Consider the following 21,843-nt stretch of genomic DNA (forward strand, 5'->3'; position numbering starts at 1 on the left):
TTGAAATCAGAACCAGGAAATTTAACCATGTTTACACCCGAATTGCTCTCTCCTGCTGGCTCATTAAAAAATATGCGCTATGCATTTGCTTATGGCGCAGACGCCGTTTATGCAGGTCAGCCACGTTATAGCTTACGTGTGCGTAATAATGAGTTTAACCACGAAAACCTTGCTAAAGGTATTCAAGAAGCCCACGAATTAGGTAAGCGCTTCTATGTTGTGGTTAATATCGCACCTCATAATGCTAAATTAAAAACCTTTATCCGTGACTTAAAACCTGTCATTGATATGGGCCCTGATGCGCTGATTATGTCTGATCCGGGTTTGATCATGATGGTGCGTGAAGCCTTCCCTGAAATGGATATCCACCTTTCAGTACAAGCCAATGCCGTTAACTGGGCAACCGTAAAATTCTGGCGCCAAATGGGATTAACTCGTGTGATCCTGTCTCGTGAACTCTCTATTGATGAAATTGCCGAAATTCGTAAGCAAGTTCCTGATATGGAATTAGAAGTTTTCGTTCATGGCGCATTATGTATGGCTTACTCAGGTCGTTGCCTGTTATCTGGCTATATCAATAAGCGCGACCCAAACCAAGGTACTTGCACTAACGCTTGCCGTTGGGAATATAAAGTCGAAGAAGGCAAAGAAGACGATGTAGGTAATATCGTTGAAAAATACACGCCAATCCCAGTTAAAAACGTTGAGCCGACTTTAGGTGTTGGCGCGCCAACAGATAAAGTTTACTTGATCGAAGAAGCAAAACGTCCTGGTGAATATATGACTGCGTTCGAAGATGAACACGGTACTTATATCATGAACTCTAAAGATTTACGTGCGATTGAACACGTTGAGCAATTAACTCAAATGGGTGTGCATTCACTGAAAATTGAAGGTCGTACTAAATCCTTCTATTACTGTGCCCGTACAGCTCAAATGTATCGTCGTGCGATTGATGATGCAGTTGCAGGTAAACCTTTCGATCCAACGTTGCTAACGACATTAGAAGGCTTAGCACACCGCGGTTATACCGAAGGTTTCTTACGTCGTCATACCCATGATGCATACCAAACTTACGAATATGGTTACTCTGTCTCTGACACTCAACAATTTGTCGGTGAATTTACAGGTAAACGTGTAAACGGTTTAGCCGAAGTTGATGTTAAAAATAAATTTGTTTTAGGTGATAGCCTAGAATTAATGACACCAACTGGAAATATTCAATTCACGTTAGAAGAGCTGTTTAACAAAAAACAACAACCAACCGATGTTGCACCGGGTAATGGTCACATGGTTTATTTATCTGTTCCTGAAGATGTTGATTTAGATTTTGCACTGCTGATCCACAACCTACAAGGAACAACAACACGTCAACCGCATAAAATTGATGCGGTAGAAGTGAAGTAAAGCGTCATAATCTGATTTAAAGTGGTCAATTTCAAATACAGATCACATCAATAATGATTTGTTTACCGTATCATCAGTTCCGAAAAATAAAGAACTAGAATGAATACAGTAAGACTAGGAACCACCTCCTTGGCAAATCCAATCTCCCTTGGATTTGCCTTTTCTTTTTTCATCACCATTATCAACACTCCTTTACGTAAACACGTTCTCTTTTTCGTTATCATTTGTAAAAAAAATAGTAATTTTCTCGATATCCATTACCTTTAAAAGAGTGATTCAATTAAAGGGACCCATCAATGAGTAAAATTAGTTTGCTGATCATTAATGGAAAAAGCGCTGACAACAGTGCATTGAGAAAAGCGGTTTACCAATTACGTAACGAAGGTTTTAATCTCCAAGTCAGAGTAACCTGGGAATCCAGTGATATACGACGTTTTGTACAAGAAGCTATCGATATGCAAGCCGAAACTGTGATTGCCGCAGGAGGCGATGGTACGATTAATAGCGTTGTTTCTGAATTAATTCACCTCTCACCCTCACCTTTACCGACACTTGGCATTATTCCCTTAGGCACAGCAAATGATTTTGCCACCAGCGCACAAATTCCCCGTGATATGGAAAATGCACTTAACTTAGCCGTTAAAGGACGTGCAATACCTATTGATGTAATCGCCGTGAATAAGACCCACTATTTTATCAATATGGCATCAGGGGGCTTTGGAACCAAAATCACAACAGAAACGCCTGAAGCGTTAAAGTCTGCATTGGGCGGAGCCGCCTATTTTATTAATGGCCTTTTAAGTATCGACTCTTTAAAAGCAGATCACTGCACAATTGAAGCTGAAAATTTCCACTGGGAAGGAGAGTCTCTTATTTTGGCTATCGGCAATGGCCGTCAAGCAGGTGGAGGACAAAAATTGTGTTCTGATGCCTTAATTAATGACAATAAACTTAATCTCACCATTGTTGAAGCTCATGAACTTCTCCCTTCAATTTTAAGTAGCATGTTTGATAGCAAAAAGAATGACAAGATAATCGAGCGAGAAAGTCACTGGGTAAACATTAGCGCTTCTCATGAAATGATATTTAATTTAGATGGAGAACCCCTTTTAGGGGATAAATTTGAATTTATTGTGTTACCTGAAGCGATCCACTGCCGGTTACCGCCTCAATGTGACTTGTTATCTTAATGTAGATAAATGACAATCACTCTCATCTCATCATGAACTGGAGTATGTAATGACTGATATAGTAAGTTTGTTAGGTGCTGATGCAAAATCATTATTAGAACATCGTTGCCAAACCATCCCGAGCGAAAATCTCTACCTGCCAGGTTCTGACTTTGTTGATCGTGTTATGATTGATAACAATCGCCCTAATAGCGTGTTACGTTCAATGCAAACCCTATTTAACCACGGGCGTTTAGCGGGAACGGGTTATCTGTCTATTCTACCTGTTGACCAAGGTGTGGAACACTCTGCCGCGGCCTCTTTTGCAGCAAACCCACTCTATTTTGATCCGAAAAATATTGTTGAGTTAGCGATTGAAGCAGGCTGTAACTGTGTTGCCTCTACTTATGGTGTTCTTGCTTCTGTTTCTCGTCGCTATGCACACAAAATCCCTTTTCTTGTGAAACTAAACCACAACGAAACCCTAAGCTACCCAGCGCAATATGACCAAACACTATATGCCAGTGTAGAACAAGCCTTTGAAATGGGTGCTGTTGCAGTGGGTGCGACCATTTACTTTGGTTCACAAGAAAGCCGTCGCCAAATTGAAGAGATCTCAATGGCCTTTGAACGTGCTCATGAATTAGGTATGGTCACTGTATTATGGGCTTATTTACGTAACCCAGCCTTTAAAAAAGATGGCGTTGATTACCATGCAAGTGCGGATTTAACCGGTCAGGCAAACCATTTAGCAGCTACAATTGGTGCTGATATCGTTAAACAAAAAATGGCTGAAAATAACGGTGGCTTTAAAGCGATTGGTTTTGGTCATACTGATGAGCGTGTTTATACAAAACTCACCACTGAAAACCCAATTGATTTAGTTCGTTACCAATTAGCAAACTGCTATATGGGCCGTGCGGGATTAATTAACTCTGGTGGTGCTTCAGGTAACAATGACCTTGAAGATGCTGTCCGTACCGCCGTTATTAACAAACGTGCTGGTGGTATGGGCTTGATCTTAGGACGTAAAGCGTTCAAGAAGTCAATGAAAGATGGCGTTGCCCTAATTAATGCAGTACAAGATGTTTATCTAAATAAATCTGTCACTATTGCTTAATTGATAGATTTAATGTAAAAGCCACTCAACTGAGTGGCTTTTTTAATGTTGTTGTAGGTAGCCTTACCACCAGCGATGAAAATGGTGTACCGGACCAAAACCTAGTCCAACCTCTAAACTGTCGGCATGTTCTAACGCTTGCTGTAAATAGGTTTTTGCTTGTTCAACACAAGTTTGCCAATCAGAGACTTGAGGACGAATAGCAGCTAAAGCGGCTGAAAGAGTACATCCTGTACCATGAGTATTTTTCGTATTAACGCGTTTTGAAGTAAATCGCCACTCGCCATCTTGGGTAAATAACCAATCAGGACTTTCATTTTCAGTTAAATGCCCCCCTTTCATCAACACCGCTTTGCATCCTTGTTTTAGTAACGCATAACCTTGTTGCTTCATCGTTACTTCATCTTGAGCGACTTCACAACCTAGCAGCGCTGCTGCTTCAGGTAAATTGGGCGTGATCAAATCAACCAAAGGTAACAGCTGATTGAGCATTTTATTAACCGCATCTGGCTGCAATAGCGGATCACCACTTTTTGCAATCATTACAGTATCAAGCACAACAAAAGGAATGGCATATTGCTGAAGTTTGTCGCAAACCACATCAATAATCGTGGCATTAGAGAGCATACCAATTTTGGCACTATCAATTCGAACATCAGACAAGACAGCATCTAATTGAGCGACAACAAAATCGGGGGATAAATCATAGACACGACGAACACCACAGGTATTTTGAGCAACAAGTGCTGTCATTACTGTTGTGCCATAAACACCCAGTGCGGAAAATGTTTTCAGATCAGCCTGAATACCTGCACCACCACTAGGATCGGTGCCTGCGATAGACAATGCATTGAATCTCACTGATTAACTCCTCCTTTCACCAGTTACAGAAAAGTCGGGCTCTGTTAATCAGCAGAGTTACCTTGACTTCCCTACGCTGGCATTATCCAGATCAGGTTATACGGGTTCATCTCAGCCATAAGGCGCCCCGAGCCAAAGCCTGTAAATTCAGGCGATAAGGAGTATCGCACGCTCAAGATAAAGATGCTAGTTTAATAGCTAATCTCAATAATAAGTAATCTATTTTTTGAGAACATATGAATAAATATTATTCGCACATTTTTACTTTAGGATATTCTGCACAAAAAATCGGCATTTCGCTAAACAAAACTTACACCACTTAAACGATTTATAAACCAACAAAGAGTTTTTCTTTTTTTTATTTAACTATTCTTATTCGTTACCCTATTATCCTGCTGGAAATTTATCTCTTTTAATAAGTTAATGTTATTGATATTAAATTTTTCTCAAATTGATATCAATATTTCAATTAAGTCATAAAAATAGATATTTTGTGGATTTTTTCTGTTGAAAATGACTAAGCCTAAATTATACCTTACAGGCCTTATTTATTAGTTATTTATTTAAAATCTAATAAAAACTTAATTTTTTATTAAAAACAATACATTATCATAAAAAATAACAGCATTTAATATCAGATAAAATTACGTTCATAAGTACAATAAATCTATTCATTTTCTTCTTAACCGATTCTAATCCCTTAAGATTTTATTTAAGAAGTAAAGTTTCAGATACCTCTTATCTTAAATATTTATCAGTTAAATAACACTATTAGTAATGTTAATTTGTCATCACCAGAATCACTGTTTATGCCGTACTCGGAGTTATATTATGTCATCATCCTATTTTCACCCTAGCGTATTAGCCACAACGCTGTTGTCACTTGCGTTAACCACTTCGGCTTTCGCTTCTGAAAATAATACAAATACCCATCAGATTATTACGACAGAAAACCAACAAGTCACCAGTAACGCATCTCAACCTAATAATAACGAGAACTACTGGGGAAAATTTAAACGTAATATCAATCAAACTTGGGATAACGACCAATATAATTACTATTTACCGGTATGGACTTGGCATAACCGTTTTACTTACGATAAAGAAAAAACTGATCGTTATAACGAAACCCCCTGGGGCTTTGGTATGGGAAAATATCGTTACGATAATGATGGTGATTGGCACTCTCTTTATGCGATGGCATTTATGGACTCAAATAATCGAGTGCAGCCTATTATGGGCTATGGTTTTGAAAAAATGTGGTATCCCGGTGATAAAGACGGGTTTCGTATGGGGGCTGGATTTACGCTAAGCATTACAGCTCGCCATGAATATAACTATATTCCTATGCCACTTCCTTTACCTTTAGTTTCTGTCGGCTACGGGCATCTTTCACTACAAGCAACCTATGTACCCGGCACTTATAACAACGGTAACGTATTATTTGCTTGGTTACGTTGGCAGTGATCCTTATTGTGGCTATCAGAATAAGTACACTCAATAAAAATAGAACATAAAAAAACGCATCATTTAGATGCGTTTTTTTATTTCAACAAATGCTCAAATCAATCTGTAATAACTTAAATATCTTGGCTTGCTTGAGTACTATTAGGTGTTTTCTTCATACGGGAAATCTTAAATCCAACCCATAAGAATGCAATCCAGAATGGCATTAAAATCACCGAAATATTCACTTGTGGCATAAATAAAATAATCACTAAAATCATGCATAAGAAAGCAAGGCAGATATAGTTACCATAAGGATACCAAAGTGCTTTAAAGAAAGGCTCTACACCCTCTTTCGTTTTCGCAGCTCTGAATTTTAAATTCGCCAAACAGATCATAATCCAGTTAAGCACTAACGTAGTAACAACCAACGCCATTAATAGCTCTAACGCCTGATCAGGTAATAAGTAATTAACTAAAATACCCAATGAAGTGGCAATTGCAGATAACAATAACGACACAACCGGCACACCGCGTTTATTAATGCGAGAAAGTACATGTGGCGCATTACCTTGTTTAGCCAAACCATAAAGCATGCGACTATTAGAATAAACACCACTGTTATATACAGACAGAGCAGCTGTTAATACCACAGCATTTAAAATATTCGCGATTAAGAAGTTATCCAAGTTATGGAAAATCAGAACGAATGGGCTTTCACCTTTAACAACTTGAGTCCAAGGATAAAGTGAAAGTAACACTAATAACGAACCGATATAGAAAATTAAAATACGATAAACAACTTGGTTAGTCGCTTTCGGGATACTGACTTTTGGATTTTCAGCTTCAGCAGCGGTGATCCCCACCAGCTCAAGTCCACCAAAAGAGAACATTACAATGGCTAATGCAGACATAAAGCCCGTAAAACCATGAGGGAAAAAGCCTAGTTCCCATAAATTGCTGACAGAAGCTTGAGGGCCACCATTACCACTTGCCAATAAGTAGCTTCCAAACAAAATCATCCCGACAATCGCTAATACTTTAATAATGGCAAACCAGAACTCTGTTTCACCATACATTTTCACGTTAATCAGATTAATTAAGTTGATTGCCACAAAGAAGATAGCAACGGAAACCCAAACAGGAATATCAGGTAACCAATAGTTAATATACTTGCCTGCTGCGGTTAATTCTGCCATGCCGACAAGAATAAACATCACCCAGTAGTTCCAACCAGATAAGAAGCCTGCAAATGGGCTCCAATATTTATTAGCAAAGTGACTAAACGAACCCGCAACTGGCTCTTCGGCAACCATTTCGCCTAATTGGCGCATGATCATAAACGCAATAAAACCACCAATTGCATATCCTAAGATAACTGATGGACCTGTCATATTAATTGTTTGCGCTATACCAAGAAACAGACCAGCGCCGACAGCACCACCCAGCGCAATCAGCTGGATATGTCGATTTTTCAGACCGCGCTTAAGTTCTGTCTGTTGCGACTCTCTCGCCATACATCCTCTTCTCTTTATTATTTTAGCAACTTAAAGTGTAAACTAATATTTACGATTTTGTTTATTTCAAGCCACCATTAAAACACTATTCTGACTTGAATAACAAATACATTTTATGCTAGGCGAAAAATAATAAGAAAAGCTATCTTTTAGTGATGTCTAGAAGGGAATAATGTGGTAAAGCGACAAAGACCTTGTTGGAAATCCTCTCCACGATCGCAAAAATTATCTAAAGCCACAAGATAGAGGCCAAAGGTAATGGCTAATGCAATAATTAAGCTAATAATTATTTTCTTTGCGTTCAATTTAAAATCCTTTAAATACATTTTGTTAGTATGACTTATCACATTATAAGCATTCGCTTAAATACGATAACAATACAGGGAGTTGTTGTTATAAAATCCGCAATCAATTATCTCTATGAGTAAATTTAGCATAACTTTCATTATGAAAGGTAAACGCTTCCTCGACAGACTTCAGATAATTTGCATTATTTCGCTCTAAACTGTATGTAAAATGGTCTTATATTATTCTAAGTACACATTTTGCCAACGATTAGAGATAGCTATCCATTAATATGGATTTCTCTGTCTGCCATTTTTTGTATAAGATTAGGGAGTTAATTTTGATTTTTACCTTAACTTCATTGATAGAATGGAACTGTAATGCCACAAGATAATCATCTCGCATTAGTTTGCGCGCTAAGTAAATGGATTGAGGAGCATTTAGGCCGTGTTATCCATCTTGAAGAGTTGGCGGCTTATTCTGGATATTCTCTTTGGCACATGCAGAAAATATTTAAAGAAGTCACGGGCACCTCTTTAGGAAAGTATATCCGTCAGCGTAGATTAGCTGGCGCTATTCATTTATTACGCACCAGTGAGCGCTCTATCTTCGATATCGCCCTTGATTTCGGCTTTGGTTCACAATCTCACTTTACTTATATGTTCCGTAAAGAATATGGCATCACGCCTTTCGATTTTCGGCAAAATCAAGAGATCGTTTTAGAAACCAAGCAGCCTTTACATTTACAATCACCTTGTTGTGATTAACCCTTCCATTTATGTGGCATTATGCAGATAGCCTTTAATGTCACATAAATAATACTCAAGTTATGTGATGATAGACCGCTTCGCCCTTCCTTTATCATGATTGCTTTTATTTAATATGGGGATGCTAATGAGTATTAAGCTTATCGTTATTGATTTAGATGGAACCTTGCTCAACAAACAACACGAAATTACGCCAGAAGTAAAACAAGCAGTCCAGCGAGCAAAAGAGGCGGGAGTTAAGATTGTATTAGCTTCAGGGCGCTCTTTTAATGGTATCTCTCCCTATTTAAAAACACTCGGTCTTGATGCCTCTGATTGTTACTGTATTAGCAATAATGGTAGCCAAATCCATCAAGCTGATAATGGTGAAGTGATTATTCAGGATTTACTCAATTTTGAAGACTACCTCTATTTTGAAAATCTCGCTCGCGAAATAGGTGTTCATTTTCACGTCATTAGTGATAATAAAATTTATACAACTAATCGCCATATTAGCCATTTCACCTGCCAAGAAGCCTTTTTATCTTGGACACCGCTTTACTATCGTCCACTAAATGAAATGCAATCTGATATGCATTTTAGTAAGTTTATGATTGTTGATGCGCCTGCCGTTTTAGATAATGCCATTCAATATCTTCCTGCTAATATTTATGAACAATACAGCATATTACGTAGTGCTCCTTATTTTATTGAAGTGTTGAACACCAATGTTAATAAAGGGAGTGCTGTTCAAAAAGTGGCTGAACATTTAAAAATTACACCAGAAAAAATCATGTGTATTGGTGATCAAGGTAATGATTTAGCAATGCTGAAATATGCGGGTTTAGGTGTTGCGATGGGAAATGCCCCTGAAGAAGTGAAGAAAGTCGCTAAATTCGTCACACTTTCTAATGAAGAGCACGGTGTTGCAGTCGCTATCAATAAATTTATTTAAACACGATCTTTTTTGTGTTTTATCGTGAATGTCTACAAAATTATATAGCAATTGTGATCCCTAGCAGAGGATCACACTGCTTTTCGACCAAAAACATAGCCTTTTATTATTCTATAATTGCTGTTAAATAAGCGTTAAATCTGCCTTTCTTCTTACATATCCTTCAGAATTTGTTACTATCAATTCACTTTTCGTTATTCAAACTGCATTTTTACAACATATTAAGCTGTTAATTAGGCTAGATGTAGAATAACAAATATAAATCATTTATATATTTTCTTCACAGACAGGTAGTTTAAGTTATGCTTTCTACAAAAGATATGCTCGTTCTTGGAATGATGGTTTTTGCACTCTTCCTTGGTGCCGGCAATATTATTTTTCCCCCTATGGCGGGTTTTCAATCGGGAAACCTCTGGTTTAGTACATCTTTAGGCTTCCTTGTTACTGGTGTCTTACTCCCTTTCCTAACCTTAGTTATTGTTGCAATTCGTGGACGTGGTGAGCGTCTTTCTGTTGATTTGCCTTCATGGGTTGCCGTTATTTTCTGGGTAGCACTATATCTTATCGTAGGCTCTACTTTTGCAATGCCTCGTGTCACCAATACCGCTTATGAGATGGGTTTCTTACCTTTAGGGCTTATTGAGAAAAATACGGCAACACACCTTACTTTTGCACTTATTTTCAATATCACTAGTATGTTCTTCATGCTAAAACAAGGCACCATGATCAGCGCCATTGGTAAGTTTATGACTCCGGCACTGTTAGTCCTACTGGTGGTTGTCGGCATTGCTGTTGTGGCTAAACCAATTTCCCCAATTGGTGAGCCAACAGGTCTTTATGCTGTTAATGGTTTCTTCTCTGGCTTTATTGATGGCTACCAAACCATGGATGTCCTTTCTGCTATGGCGTTCGGTGGTATCGTTGCTCGTGCTTTATATACCAAAGGCATTACTGAACCACGCCAAATCGGATTTATTACCGTAAAAGCCGGCATGATTTCAGTTTTACTGTTAGCTGCACTTTATCTGTGTCTTTTCTACTTAGGTGCGACAAGCCACTCTGTTTCAGTCTTTGCTGACCCTGCACTCAATGCTACTAACGGAGGTCAAATTTTCTCACGTTATGTTGATGCACTATTTGGCTCTGTGGGGACTTGGTTGATGGGCGGTATTGTTTTGTTAGCCAGTATGACAACACTTGTGGGTGTAACAAGTGCCGCTGCAGACTACTTTGCGACATTCCATCATCGTTTAGGTTATCGTTTCTGGGTTGTGGTATTTACATTAATGACCACAATCGTATCAACATTTGGTCTTGATACATTATTACGAGTGACTATTCCTGCGTTATTAATGATTTATCCAACATCAGTCACCTTGGTATTGCTACAATTTATTCGTAATAAATTAAAAGCACCTCGCTTTACCTATCGCTTTACCATTGCAATCATCGTTTTAATGAGCCTTTTCGACACATTGAAACAATTGAAGTGGTTAAATGCTGATTTACTACAATTATTTAGCTACATTCCACTTTCTGATTATGGTTTAGGCTGGGTATTACCAGGTGCGATTGCATTCGTCATTTCGCTGATTGTCAGCTTAAACCTTAAAGAAGAAAATCTTCCAGTAGAAAATACAGCGAAATAATCAGCAGATAACACCTAATTTGTAATACTGATTGTAAGTTGATAAAAAAAGCGTCTGCCAAATTTTATATTGGAGACGCTTTTTTCTTGTCTAATTTATCACAGAAAAATTTAAGTCCGGTATTTTTCAATCAATGCCCTTAAAATCGCTTCTGATTGGGCATCAGGGATCCCATTCGCTTTCGTTGCTCTAAAATGCATTTGGAAGGCCTTCACGACTTTTTGTGCATTATTATCTAACACACCATTTGTTGGTGTTTGATAACCATATTGCTGTAATAACTTTTGAAAATTTGCCACATCAACAGGCTCTGAAGGATCTCTACCTGCTAAATAAGTTTGCACTAATTCCTTATCAGGCCAAGCACCTATTCCTTGGTTTGCTAATCTTTCCCAAGGGAATAAAGGTCCCGGATCAGCTTTTCTTTGAGGTGCAATATCGCTGTGACCTAACACATTTTGAGGCTCGATATCATAACGTTCAATAATATCTTTCATCACTACTGACATAGTCACGATTTGATCTGCGGTATAAGAATACCAATACCTAAACTTACCATTATCACGGTAACCCAGATTGACAATCTCAATTCCAATGGAGCAATTATTCAGGCTAGTCGCATCTCCCCACTGGCTAATGCCCGCATGCCATGCGACTTGTCTTTCATCCACTAATGAAGTTATCACTGGTTTTCCGTCAATAGATGAAGGATGTGTAGGGATCAAATAATGACTACTGACTCGCCCCCCAGTAAGAACTTTAAGTGAGCGTTCATCATCTAGCGCGGTATAGTGCATCACCAGATATTTTACACAGTCATTAGCTTCCTGCTTATTAGGAATAACTTTAACTATATATTCACCTCTATCAATAAATTCTGATTGCTTGGCACAACTGGTTAAGAGACTTATTACAATAAGTAATCCTATGTAATACCGACTAGACCTCATTTCTGATCCTTGATTTAATGTTCCCAAAGTTAAATTGTAATAAAAAAACCCATATTAAAGAATATGGGTTATGTGTTTTGACACTTTTTTATTATTACTTTAGTTATTGCCCACTTTTTCACATCGAACTAAAGGCTCATCAGGAATAATATTTTCATCCCAAATCCCTTTTTCAATATCATCTTGTAACTCTGGATATTGGCGAATATCAAATGTAGGCAGTAAACCAGCTTGTCGTTGTTGGTTATAATCTTTAACTAATTTTAAGGCGACACCAGAAAGCAAGATGATTGCAATTAAATTAGTCATTGCCATTAATCCCATTGAGAGATCGGCCATTTTCCAAACAAGAGGCATATCCGCTAAAGCGCCAAACATCACCATAGCTAAAGCCGCTGAACGTAAAAGAAATAGCCCAGTTGTATGATTACGACCAAGGAAAATCATATTACTCTCAGCATAAGCATAATTAGCAATAATAGAGGTAAAAGCGAAGAAGAAAATGGCAATCGCAATAAAAGTACTCCCCCAACCTCCCACACTCGATGACAATGCCAATTGTGTTAATTGAATACCGTTAATGCCTTCCGGATAACTATCGAGTGCACCTGATGATAAAATAATCACCGCAGTAGCACTACAAATAACCAAGGTATCCATAAAAACACCTAGCATTTGAATATAGCCTTGAGATGCTGGATGTGGTGGATAAGGTGTTGCTGAAGCTGCAGCGTTAGGTGCCGATCCCATACCTGCTTCATTAGAAAATAAACCGCGCTGAATGCCTTGTGTCATCGCTTGGCTAATACCGTAAGCAATTGCACCCGCTGCGGCTTCCTGTAATCCAAAGGCACTTTTAAAAATTAAAATGAAAACTTCAGGTAAGCGCTCAATATGATCTGCAACAACCCAAAAAGCTAATAATAAATAAGCCATTGCCATAATAGGAACAACTAATTCAGCAACTCGAGCAATCCAACGCAGGCCACCAAAGATAATAAATCCGCTGGTTAGTACTAAAAAGATCCCCACATAAAGTGGATCAAAATTAAAGGCAGAAGCTGTGGCTTGAGCAATAGAATTGGCTTGAACAGCATTGAAAACTAAACCGAAGGCGATAATCAAGAAAATGGCAAAGAGAACACCCATCCAGCGCATTTTCAGTCCTTTAGTCATATAATAAGCAGGACCACCACGGTAATTACCATCGTCATCTTTTGTTTTATAAAGTTGCGCGAGCGTACTTTCTATTAATGATGTCGCCATACCTATTAAAGCAACTACCCACATCCAAAAAATAGCGCCAGGGCCACCTGCTGTTAAAGCAATCGCGACTCCCGTCAAGTTTCCAGTACCTACACGCGCAGCTAAACTGGTGCATAATGCCTGAAAAGAAGAGATCCCTGATTTATCTGACTTGTGGCTATTTTTTAAAATAGAGAACATATGACTAAAATGTCGGATTTGTATAAATCCAGTACGGATAGTAAAGTAAATACCTACTCCAAGAAGTAAGTAGATAAGAATATATCCCCATAAAATGTTATTCGCAAAGTTTATTAGCCCTGTCAAATTAATCCCCTTATATAATAACGTATATAACCTATCCTTACATCGCTATTGAAATAAAAAAGCAAACAGATATCGTGTAATTGAGTCAATTACTGAATCAAATCTGTCTTAAAGTAATATCAAAGATTACTGTGTGAAAAGCGAACTAAATGTAACACAATATTGTGTGACATGTATATTTTTTGTTTATTTTTTTACATGTTATTATTTTATTTTAATTATCTCGTTAACTAAAATAAACAATATTGCAAAATAAAAAATCCATACATATCATTAGGATAAATAATTATTTATTCTATTAACTCGAAAAAGTAAAGTAAACTCTTTAGTCATTAAGTTAATCAGTCATTTTAGAAAAAAATAAACAGATTAAAAAAACATCAATTAATAACCTTTTCCATTTATCTAAAATAAGATTTAAATGAACTACTAAAGTCATTAATTAAAGTGTTTTTTAATATCTAATTTAACATTTTGATAATTAACATTTAAGAAATAAAGATTTTTACAACAATTAACAATAAATATTTTATATTGTCGTATTAATAAAATGCTTTAATATTAATAAGATATTAGGATTAAATGAAAAACAAACTTTACATCTTTATTTTATCACACGACTCTAACGTATTAATTCTAACAAGGTTTGTTATCTTAGATTTTTTAAGAATACTGTTGATTAGTTTCTCTTCTCTTTTTTATTCACTTGCTATTCATTAATAACACTCTTCTTCTTTGAACATTAATTAAAATTTAATAATACTTTATTTCATATTAATAAAAAAATGTAGAATCACGTAAGTTTACCTATTAACCATTTAGTTAATTTTATTTATACTATGTTTTTCCCTGGTGTTGTATTAATTTTCGCCCTGTTTCCCCAACAGGGCATTTTTTTATCCCAATATTTCATAACCTTACCGTAACTCTTTGTCAAACAATATAAAATGAAAACATATGAAACATCCAATTGATAAATTAACATTATTTACCTATTTTCAATGCAAAATCTCTCATTCTTTTCATTGATCTAAGTCAAATTAAATATTCATATTATTTACTCTTTTCATGGATAAACTGCTTTTTTCTCTATTTTAGAATCCATTTAATAAGGATTAAAAATGTTTGTTTTATCATTAACCTTATTTGAATTACCTACAAAGTGGTATAACAATTAAAGAGGAATAAGATTTTATTGTTATATTTAATAACCTTGATTAAAAATCGACCCAAATAAAGTACATCATTTTTACTACACATTAATGACTAATATCTTTATTTGCTTGCATTAATAAGCATGCTCTTTTACCTTACTTACATCGTTACAGAGGGATAAATAATGGGTTATAACCTTTCAGAATTGACACAAGAAGAAAAAGATAAGCTAAATATAAGCTTAGCTGCTTCAGGTGTCGCTTTTAAAGAACGCTATAACATGCCCGTTGTAGCCGATGCTGTTTTAAGAGAACAGCCTCAAGCTTTTCATGCTTTCTTTCAAGAAAGGCTGGTATTTTATCGCGCAAGAAGCCAACACTATTCTCGTTTACCTTATGAACCACAGGTAAAAAAATAGTCAAGCACTCTCCGTGATTTTGATAATGGTAAAAAAAGAGATAAACCAAGGTTTATCTCTTTTTCTTTCAATAGATTAACTAAACTTACTATCGTCTATCTATTATTTAGGAGAAACATAAGTAATAGTATTGTCATCACAATTGACTTGAACATTGTAACGAAGATCTGTTCTCGCCCCTCTTACATTCAATACCATCTGATAGTTATTATCCATCTTGATAACTTCATTGGCATTAATACTTGCAACAGGTTTTGATCCTAATGCATTTTTATCATCTTGCCAGCGAGGTAAACGATTTTGTAGATAATCATTTTTTACTCTTGTAACAAGTTGATTATTATCTAAATTAACGCAACTCGCAAAGGGAGCAGAACGTACAATATCTTTATTAACCTTTTCGATACTTTCTGCAGATGCTCCAAAAGAAACAGCAAGTAAAAGACCTGCTCCAAGTATCCCTGTTTGACCAATAAACTTGCTTAATTTCATATAACCTCCCGAAAATATCCTTTAAAACAGGATGTGTTTTCATTAAGCATAGCACATGGTCAATAACACAATTGTGACATTTGTTAAAAAATTGTTTTATTCATTCTCATCATCAAATACGATGGAAACAGATTCACGGGTTGTATGTTTCTCTCTTAATTCTTGGGCGACTAACTGAATTGCCTCTCCGCTACTCATTCCCTCAGCCATAAGAGATTGAATTTTTTCTACTGCTTTTTGTTGCTCTTCATGTGTTAATGTAGGCATTCCTAGAAACATAATGTTACTCTTATCTTTATTAACGTCTATTTTGTATTTACATGAATGTAATCTTTTTGATTACAATTTAATGTGCGAATAATACAACACACTTTGTTTATATGGTCATAAGATGGATATGCAATTACAACAACGTGAATTAACTTATACCCCTGATCTAGCATTACGGGTATTTTCTCCTATTGCGTCATTGCCTTGGTCTAGTTTACTTCATTCTGGCTTTGCCGAACATCCTCATAACCGTTTTGATATTGTTGTCTCCGATCCAGCTGTAACTTTGGAAACGCGCAAACAAACAACAACCATTAAAGAAAAAAATGGTGCGGTGAAACGATCTCAAAAAGATCCCTTTACACTTATTCAATCTACGTTAGAACAATTCAATTTCCACCCAGAGCATAATGAATCGTTACCTTTTTTGGGAGGCGCTTTAGGTATTTGGAGTTATGATTTAGGCCGTCGTTTTGAAACTTTACCTGAAATAGCGAAAAATGAACTTAATTTCGCAGATATGGCGATTGGTATTTATGATTGGGCACTTATTGTTGATCACCATTTAAAAAAAGCCACTTTAATTAGCTATCACGATATTGATGAACGCTTACAGTGGTTAGAAAGCCAAGCTTCCACATCACTTGATACCACATTTGCTTTAACAACTGATTGGCAATCAAACATTAGCAATGATGAATATAACGAGAAAATTGCTAAAATTCATCAATACTTACTTTCGGGTGACTGCTATCAAGTTAATTTAGCCCAACGTTTTTGTGCACACTATACTGGTAGTGAATGGAATGCATTCTTAACATTGAATCAAGCTAATAAAGCGCCATTCTCTTCTTTTATGTGTTTACCCAATAATTTTGTGATTAGTGTTTCACCTGAACGCTTTATTCATTTAGCTGATAATAAAATAGAGACACGCCCAATAAAGGGAACGCTACCTCGTAAAGCATTGCCAGAAGAAGATGATGAACAAGCACAGTTATTGGCAAACTCTCGTAAAGATCGCGCTGAAAACTTAATGATTGTAGATTTGATGCGTAATGATATTGGTAAAGTTGCAGTCACAGGCTCAGTAAAAGTGCCTGAGTTATTTGTTGTTGAACGCTTCCCTGCAGTACATCATTTGGTCAGTACGATTACAGCGCAGTTACCTTCTCATTTAGCAGCAACTGATTTATTAAGAGCAGCTTTCCCCGGTGGTTCTATCACTGGAGCACCGAAAATCAGAGCGATGGAGATCATTGAAGAACTTGAACCTCATCGTCGCCATGGATACTGTGGTGCAATTGGTTATATCAGTTTTTGTGGCACAATGGACACTAATATCAGCATTCGCACTTTATTGACTGAAAAAAATAAAATTTACTGCTGGGCAGGTGGTGGTATTGTTGCTGATAGCGTTGCTGAAAAAGAGTACCAAGAAACATTCGATAAACTTGGGCAAATATTAACTGTATTAAATGAGTCTACTATCGATGACACCCATTGATACTTTTATCAATCGTTTTCAACTCACATTACCTGATGACAAGGTAAATCAGCCTCTTCATGCCCAAAGATCGGCGGCTGTCTTGCTGCCGATTATCAATAAACCTAATCCAACATTATTATTAACTGAGCGTGCATCAACGTTACGTTCTCATGCAGGGCAAGTCGCGTTACCCGGCGGTAAACGTGACCCTGAAGATAGCAGCCTTATTGCAACTGCATTAAGGGAAGCACATGAAGAAGTGGCTATTCCACCCAATGTTGTATCCGTTATTGGTCAGTTAGCCCCTTTACAAAGTTCTAGCGGATATTTAGTCACCCCAATTGTGGGTGTTATTCCTGCGGGTTTACCATTACGCCATAATCCTGCTGAAGTCGCCTCTATCTTTGAAATGCCACTAAGCCATGTACTTAATGCCCAACATTATCAGCCATTAGATTTTCATCGTGCTGGTGAAAATCATCGTATCTACTTTTATCCTTATAATGGACATCTTGTTTGGGGATTAACCGCTGCTATTTTACATAGACTCGCTCTGCATATCACTTAATGCACTATTTTATATTCAACCTGTGCTTTTTATCACCGCCTTCACAACTCTACTTAGCTATTTTAAAAAAATGTTGTAAACTACATCATTAACGGGACGATATAATCGTAAAAACGATCCCTTTACTATAAATAACTATATTTTATTCTTTTTAACCCTCTCTCTTATTATTAAGGAGTCTGACGTGATTAGCGTTTTCGACATGTTTAAAGTGGGCATCGGACCATCTAGCTCTCACACCGTAGGGCCAATGAAAGCGGGTAAAGAATTTGTCGATGATTTAGTCAGCCAGGAATTGATTGCGTCTGTCACTCGCGTAGCTGTTGATGTTTACGGCTCCTTGTCTTTGACAGGCAAAGGTCACCATACTGATATCGCAATTATTATGGGGTTAGCAGGTAATGCACCAGCTACTGTCGATATTGACAGCATTCCCGGTTTTATTCGTGAAGTTGAAGAAACTGGCAAGCTAGCATTAGCAAACGGCCTAAAAGTGGTCGAATTCCCAGCAGAAAGTATGCATTTCAGCAATGACAACCTGTCATTACATGAAAACGGTATGACAATCCATGCTTTTGCTGGCGACAAAGAAATCTATAGAAAAACCTACTACTCTATTGGTGGTGGTTTTATCGTTGATGAAGAAAATTTCGGTAAATCAACATTAAACAGTAAGCCAGTTTCATACCCTTATGCAAGTGCAGAAGAGTTATTAAAACACTGTAAAGAAACGGGTTTATCCATTTCTAGCTTAATGATGAAAAATGAGCTAGATCTGCATACTCAAGCAGAAATTAATGCTTATTTCGCTGATGTTTATAAAACAATGCAAGAGTGTATTGAACACGGTTTAAATACAGAAGGCGTATTACCGGGGCCATTACGTGTACCTCGCCGCGCAGCTGCATTAAATCGCTTATTAACATCAAGCAACAGCCTATCAAACGATCCAATGAAAGTCGTTGATCTGATCAATATGTTTGCACTGGCAGTTAATGAAGAAAACGCAGCAGGTGGTCGCGTTGTCACAGCACCAACGAATGGTGCATGTGGTATTGTTCCTGCTGTATTGGCTTACTACGATCGTTGCATCGAACCTGTTACACAAGAAACCTACTTACGTTATTTCTTAGCATCTGGTGCAATTGGTATTCTTTACAAAATGAATGCTTCTATTTCAGGTGCTGAAGTAGGTTGCCAAGGTGAAGTTGGCGTAGCTTGTTCAATGGCGGCTGCGGGTCTTGCTGAATTATTAGGTGGAAGCCCTGAACAAGTCTGTATTGCTGCTGAAATCGGTATGGAACACAATCTTGGTTTAACTTGTGACCCAGTTGCAGGTCAAGTTCAAGTTCCTTGTATTGAACGCAATGCTATTGCTTCAGTTAAAGCCGTTAATGCTGCACGTATGGCAATCCGTCGTACCAGTGAACCTCGTGTTTCTCTCGATAAAGTCATTGAAACCATGTATGAGACAGGTAAAGACATGAATGCTAAATACCGTGAAACATCACGCGGTGGTCTTGCAATCAAAGTACAGTGTGACTAATTAGCATTATTTAGACGAAAAAAGCCATTCAAAATGAATGGCTTTTTTATTTTAGCTACTTTATTTTTAGTCATCGCTTAACCCTTAGATAACTAAAGATAATAATCATAAAGTAAACATTTAAAATTAATGTAGTATATCTTTCTATAATTTAAACTTTTTTATTTTTTCATATTAAAAATAAGTATTAAATATACACATTAAATATAGGCTCATTTAATATTCATTTAATTTTGTAGAGAATAAAGCTTATAATTTTCAGGTGTATTTATTTCTATAAAAAAACTAATTTCTTATTATAAAAATAATTAAAATCCATTGTTTATTATATGGTTAATTATTCATCATATTGAAATTTATCATTTTTTTAACATCTGGATATTATTTATAATATATTTAAAACCACTAAATTAATAATGATAATTATTATCAATATCATCTTTGAAATATAATAAATAATATGTTGCCTTTCGAAAATAATATGTTATCTTCTGCACCAAGTCATTGGGGAGTAGCCTGTCTTAAAATAAAAAACATTATTTTAAGAAATCTGTATCAACATACTCGCTTATTTTCATCTAGCGTGGTGCAGATGCCGTAATACGGTTGGCAAGACCATAGACACATGATTGTACTTCTTTGGTTGGGGGTCAATTGTGTGTATATGGAAATACCCCAACCGAGGCTTTATTATGAGTTTCTACGCTACTATCATTCTCGCCCTTGCCCTTTCTATGGACGCATTTGCTGTCGCCGTCTGTAAAGGTGCCACATTACACAAACCTCGTTTTCGTGAAGCACTCCGCACTGGATTTATATTCGGTATTATTGAAGCCAGCACACCCGTTATTGGTTGGGCACTAGGTTTATATACTAGCCAATATATTATTCAATGGGATCACTGGGTTGCCTTTGGATTACTGTTTGTTCTTGGTAGCCGAATGATTTACCAAAGCTTAAAACGTGGTGATGATTGTCCTTGTGAAGAAGATGCCCCACAACGCCACGGCTCACTGTCTTTAATCGCAACGGGTATTGCAACAAGCCTTGATGCAATGGCCATTGGTGTCGGTTTAGCGTTCCTTCAAGTTAATATTGTTCATACCGCAATGACGATTGGTATGATGACTATGATTATGGCAACTCTAGGTATGCTAATTGGCCGTTATATTGGTCCAGTACTTGGAAAAAAAGCAGAAATTATCGGTGGGATCGTATTAATTGCAATCGGCTTTAATATTGTCTTCGAACACTTAGAATTATTTATGTACGCCAAATAATCGCTAATAAAGCATATTAAAAAGCTTAGGTTTGAAACATTACGACCTAAGCTTTTTTATTAACTTTTTTAATTTCGCGTGATTAAGTATGACGCTGGTAAACACGAATTAAAAAATCGGTTTCACACTCAAAACTTTTACTTTCCGCTAATGACTGTTTTACTTCTTCACTTGCACGCCATGCAAATGGTGTCATTTGTAATAAATCAAAAGCCTGCTTACCGTTTAAATTCATCATATAAGCGACTTGATGTTCAGATACTTTATTAAATCCATCAAAATATTCCTCTTTTAATGGATGAAGATGTACTTCTGAATAAATTAGTGCTTTTAACTGATAAAGATGACGAGGGGGTGGTGTAACAGTAATGATATAACCATTGTGCGCAATAACTCTTGCTAACTCATCACTATTACAAGGGGCGTAAATACGCACAACCGCATTTAAAGAAGCATCACAAAAAGGTAAGCGTTGACTTGAAGCTACACAAAAGTGAATTGATGAATAACGTTTAGCCGCATATTTAATCGCAACTTTAGAAACATCTAAACCATACACTTGCGGGTTATGTGATTTTAGATTTTGATAAAACTGATTGGTGTAATAACCTTCACCACAACCAATATCCAATACAACACGGTTATCTTCAGGCAATAATGCTTGTATTAACTCAGCCACTTTATCTCGCATTGGCTGGTAAAAACCTGCATTTAAAAACTCACGGCGTGCGTTGATCATTTCAGCGCTATCACCAGGCTCTTTTGAGCGCTTAAATTGTACCGGTAAGAGATTTACATACCCTTCTTTAGCGCAATCGAACTGATGATTATTATCACAGACCCAACTGTGAGCTTGAAGAGAAAGTGCCTGATAACATAATGGACATTGATAGGACATAGTAATATTTTTTGTGTAACCCAGAATAAAATTGGGAGAGATAATAACAT

General features: G+C 36.8%; 20 protein-coding genes and 2 riboswitches. Of the genes, 12 read left to right on the top strand and 8 right to left on the bottom strand.

Annotated features, from left to right (window positions below):
* Window positions 1-27: 27 nt before the first annotated feature.
* From trhP to fbaB, 3 genes are all read left to right on the top strand, one after another.
* Window positions 28-1,407, top strand: coding sequence for a prephenate-dependent tRNA uridine(34) hydroxylase TrhP (gene trhP / locus NBG71_RS06125; protein ID WP_250916836.1), 1,380 nt, complete (start codon window positions 28-30; stop codon window positions 1,405-1,407).
* Window positions 1,408-1,703: 296 nt separating this feature from the next.
* A complete protein-coding gene (gene yegS / locus NBG71_RS06130; protein WP_075674056.1) occupies window positions 1,704-2,597 on the top strand; it encodes a lipid kinase YegS in 894 nt (297 codons plus the stop codon).
* A gap of 49 nt (window positions 2,598-2,646) precedes the next feature.
* Entirely contained in the window at window positions 2,647-3,696 is a 1,050-nt protein-coding gene (gene fbaB, locus NBG71_RS06135) for a class I fructose-bisphosphate aldolase (protein WP_006533078.1), read from the top strand.
* Between the two features lie 63 nt (window positions 3,697-3,759).
* Here the strand turns inward: fbaB and thiD are convergent, their stop codons facing one another.
* Complete coding sequence (gene thiD, locus NBG71_RS06140; RefSeq protein WP_250916649.1) at window positions 3,760-4,557, bottom strand: bifunctional hydroxymethylpyrimidine kinase/phosphomethylpyrimidine kinase; 798 nt, start codon at window positions 4,555-4,557, stop codon at window positions 3,760-3,762.
* A 51-nt stretch (window positions 4,558-4,608) separates the two neighbouring features.
* Window positions 4,609-4,697, bottom strand: a riboswitch (TPP riboswitch).
* 691 nt (window positions 4,698-5,388) lie between these two features.
* Here thiD and pagP point away from each other — a divergent pair.
* Complete coding sequence (pagP, locus tag NBG71_RS06145; protein ID WP_075674058.1) at window positions 5,389-6,024, top strand: lipid IV(A) palmitoyltransferase PagP; 636 nt, start codon at window positions 5,389-5,391, stop codon at window positions 6,022-6,024.
* Between the two features lie 113 nt (window positions 6,025-6,137).
* Here the strand turns inward: pagP and NBG71_RS06150 are convergent, their stop codons facing one another.
* Window positions 6,138-7,520, bottom strand: a complete 1,383-nt coding sequence (locus NBG71_RS06150; RefSeq protein ID WP_075674059.1) for an amino acid permease — start codon at window positions 7,518-7,520, stop codon at window positions 6,138-6,140.
* A gap of 149 nt (window positions 7,521-7,669) precedes the next feature.
* Window positions 7,670-7,825, bottom strand: coding sequence for a PhoP/PhoQ regulatory lipoprotein MgrB (gene mgrB, locus NBG71_RS06155; protein WP_223672311.1), 156 nt, complete (start codon window positions 7,823-7,825; stop codon window positions 7,670-7,672).
* Window positions 7,826-8,185: 360 nt separating this feature from the next.
* Here mgrB and NBG71_RS06160 point away from each other — a divergent pair, with 360 nt between their 5' ends.
* From NBG71_RS06160 to brnQ, 3 genes are all read left to right on the top strand, one after another.
* On the top strand, window positions 8,186-8,572 hold the full coding sequence (locus NBG71_RS06160; RefSeq protein WP_006533085.1) for a helix-turn-helix domain-containing protein: 387 nt from the start codon (window positions 8,186-8,188) through the stop codon (window positions 8,570-8,572).
* Window positions 8,573-8,699: 127 nt separating this feature from the next.
* Complete coding sequence (gene yidA / locus NBG71_RS06165) at window positions 8,700-9,506, top strand: sugar-phosphatase (RefSeq protein ID WP_250916650.1); 807 nt, start codon at window positions 8,700-8,702, stop codon at window positions 9,504-9,506.
* A gap of 302 nt (window positions 9,507-9,808) precedes the next feature.
* Entirely contained in the window at window positions 9,809-11,155 is a 1,347-nt protein-coding gene (gene brnQ, locus NBG71_RS06170; RefSeq protein ID WP_159241983.1) for a branched-chain amino acid transport system II carrier protein, read from the top strand.
* A 110-nt stretch (window positions 11,156-11,265) separates the two neighbouring features.
* On the opposite strand, the gene NBG71_RS06175 is transcribed toward brnQ, so the two are convergent.
* Together NBG71_RS06175 and NBG71_RS06180 are read right to left on the bottom strand one after the other, a co-directional pair.
* Window positions 11,266-12,105 carry an N-acetylmuramoyl-L-alanine amidase gene (locus NBG71_RS06175; RefSeq protein WP_075674062.1) on the bottom strand — a complete coding sequence of 280 codons (840 nt, stop codon included), beginning with the start codon at window positions 12,103-12,105 and terminating at the stop codon, window positions 11,266-11,268.
* Between the two features lie 99 nt (window positions 12,106-12,204).
* Entirely contained in the window at window positions 12,205-13,677 is a 1,473-nt protein-coding gene (locus NBG71_RS06180; protein ID WP_250916651.1) for an alanine/glycine:cation symporter family protein, read from the bottom strand.
* 1,339 nt (window positions 13,678-15,016) lie between these two features.
* Here NBG71_RS06180 and NBG71_RS06185 point away from each other — a divergent pair.
* Entirely contained in the window at window positions 15,017-15,250 is a 234-nt protein-coding gene (locus NBG71_RS06185; protein ID WP_075674064.1) for a DNA polymerase III subunit theta, read from the top strand.
* Between the two features lie 102 nt (window positions 15,251-15,352).
* Here the strand turns inward: NBG71_RS06185 and yebF are convergent, their stop codons facing one another.
* Both yebF and NBG71_RS06195 read right to left on the bottom strand, forming a co-directional pair.
* Window positions 15,353-15,742, bottom strand: coding sequence for a protein YebF (gene yebF / locus NBG71_RS06190; RefSeq protein ID WP_075674065.1), 390 nt, complete (start codon window positions 15,740-15,742; stop codon window positions 15,353-15,355).
* Window positions 15,743-15,838: 96 nt separating this feature from the next.
* Complete coding sequence (locus tag NBG71_RS06195) at window positions 15,839-16,021, bottom strand: YoaH family protein (protein WP_069367593.1); 183 nt, start codon at window positions 16,019-16,021, stop codon at window positions 15,839-15,841.
* Between the two features lie 112 nt (window positions 16,022-16,133).
* Between NBG71_RS06195 and pabB the strand changes: the two genes are divergently transcribed.
* The 4 genes from pabB to mntP all read left to right on the top strand — a co-directional run bounded on the left by pabB (window position 16,134) and on the right by mntP (window position 20,895).
* The gene (pabB, locus tag NBG71_RS06200; protein ID WP_075674066.1) at window positions 16,134-17,519 is read left to right on the top strand and encodes an aminodeoxychorismate synthase component 1; all 1,386 of its coding nucleotides are present in this window, start codon (window positions 16,134-16,136) and stop codon (window positions 17,517-17,519) included.
* Window positions 17,506-18,069, top strand: coding sequence for a CoA pyrophosphatase (locus tag NBG71_RS06205; protein ID WP_075674067.1), 564 nt, complete (start codon window positions 17,506-17,508; stop codon window positions 18,067-18,069). The genes pabB and NBG71_RS06205 overlap by 14 nt, the downstream gene beginning before the upstream one ends.
* Window positions 18,070-18,253: 184 nt before the next feature.
* A complete protein-coding gene (locus tag NBG71_RS06210) occupies window positions 18,254-19,615 on the top strand; it encodes an L-serine ammonia-lyase (protein ID WP_075674068.1) in 1,362 nt (453 codons plus the stop codon).
* A gap of 494 nt (window positions 19,616-20,109) precedes the next feature.
* Window positions 20,110-20,223, top strand: a riboswitch (yybP-ykoY riboswitch).
* Window positions 20,224-20,307: 84 nt separating this feature from the next.
* Window positions 20,308-20,895, top strand: coding sequence for a manganese efflux pump MntP (gene mntP, locus NBG71_RS06215; RefSeq protein ID WP_006533102.1), 588 nt, complete (start codon window positions 20,308-20,310; stop codon window positions 20,893-20,895).
* Window positions 20,896-20,977: 82 nt separating this feature from the next.
* On the opposite strand, the gene rlmA is transcribed toward mntP, so the two are convergent.
* A complete protein-coding gene (rlmA, locus tag NBG71_RS06220) occupies window positions 20,978-21,793 on the bottom strand; it encodes a 23S rRNA (guanine(745)-N(1))-methyltransferase (RefSeq protein WP_250916652.1) in 816 nt (271 codons plus the stop codon).
* Between the last annotated feature and the right edge of the window lie 50 nt (window positions 21,794-21,843).

Origin of the sequence: Proteus sp. FZP2095, from assembly GCF_023701425.1 — a bacterium.
Lineage (GTDB): Bacteria > Pseudomonadota > Gammaproteobacteria > Enterobacterales > Enterobacteriaceae > Proteus > Proteus cibarius.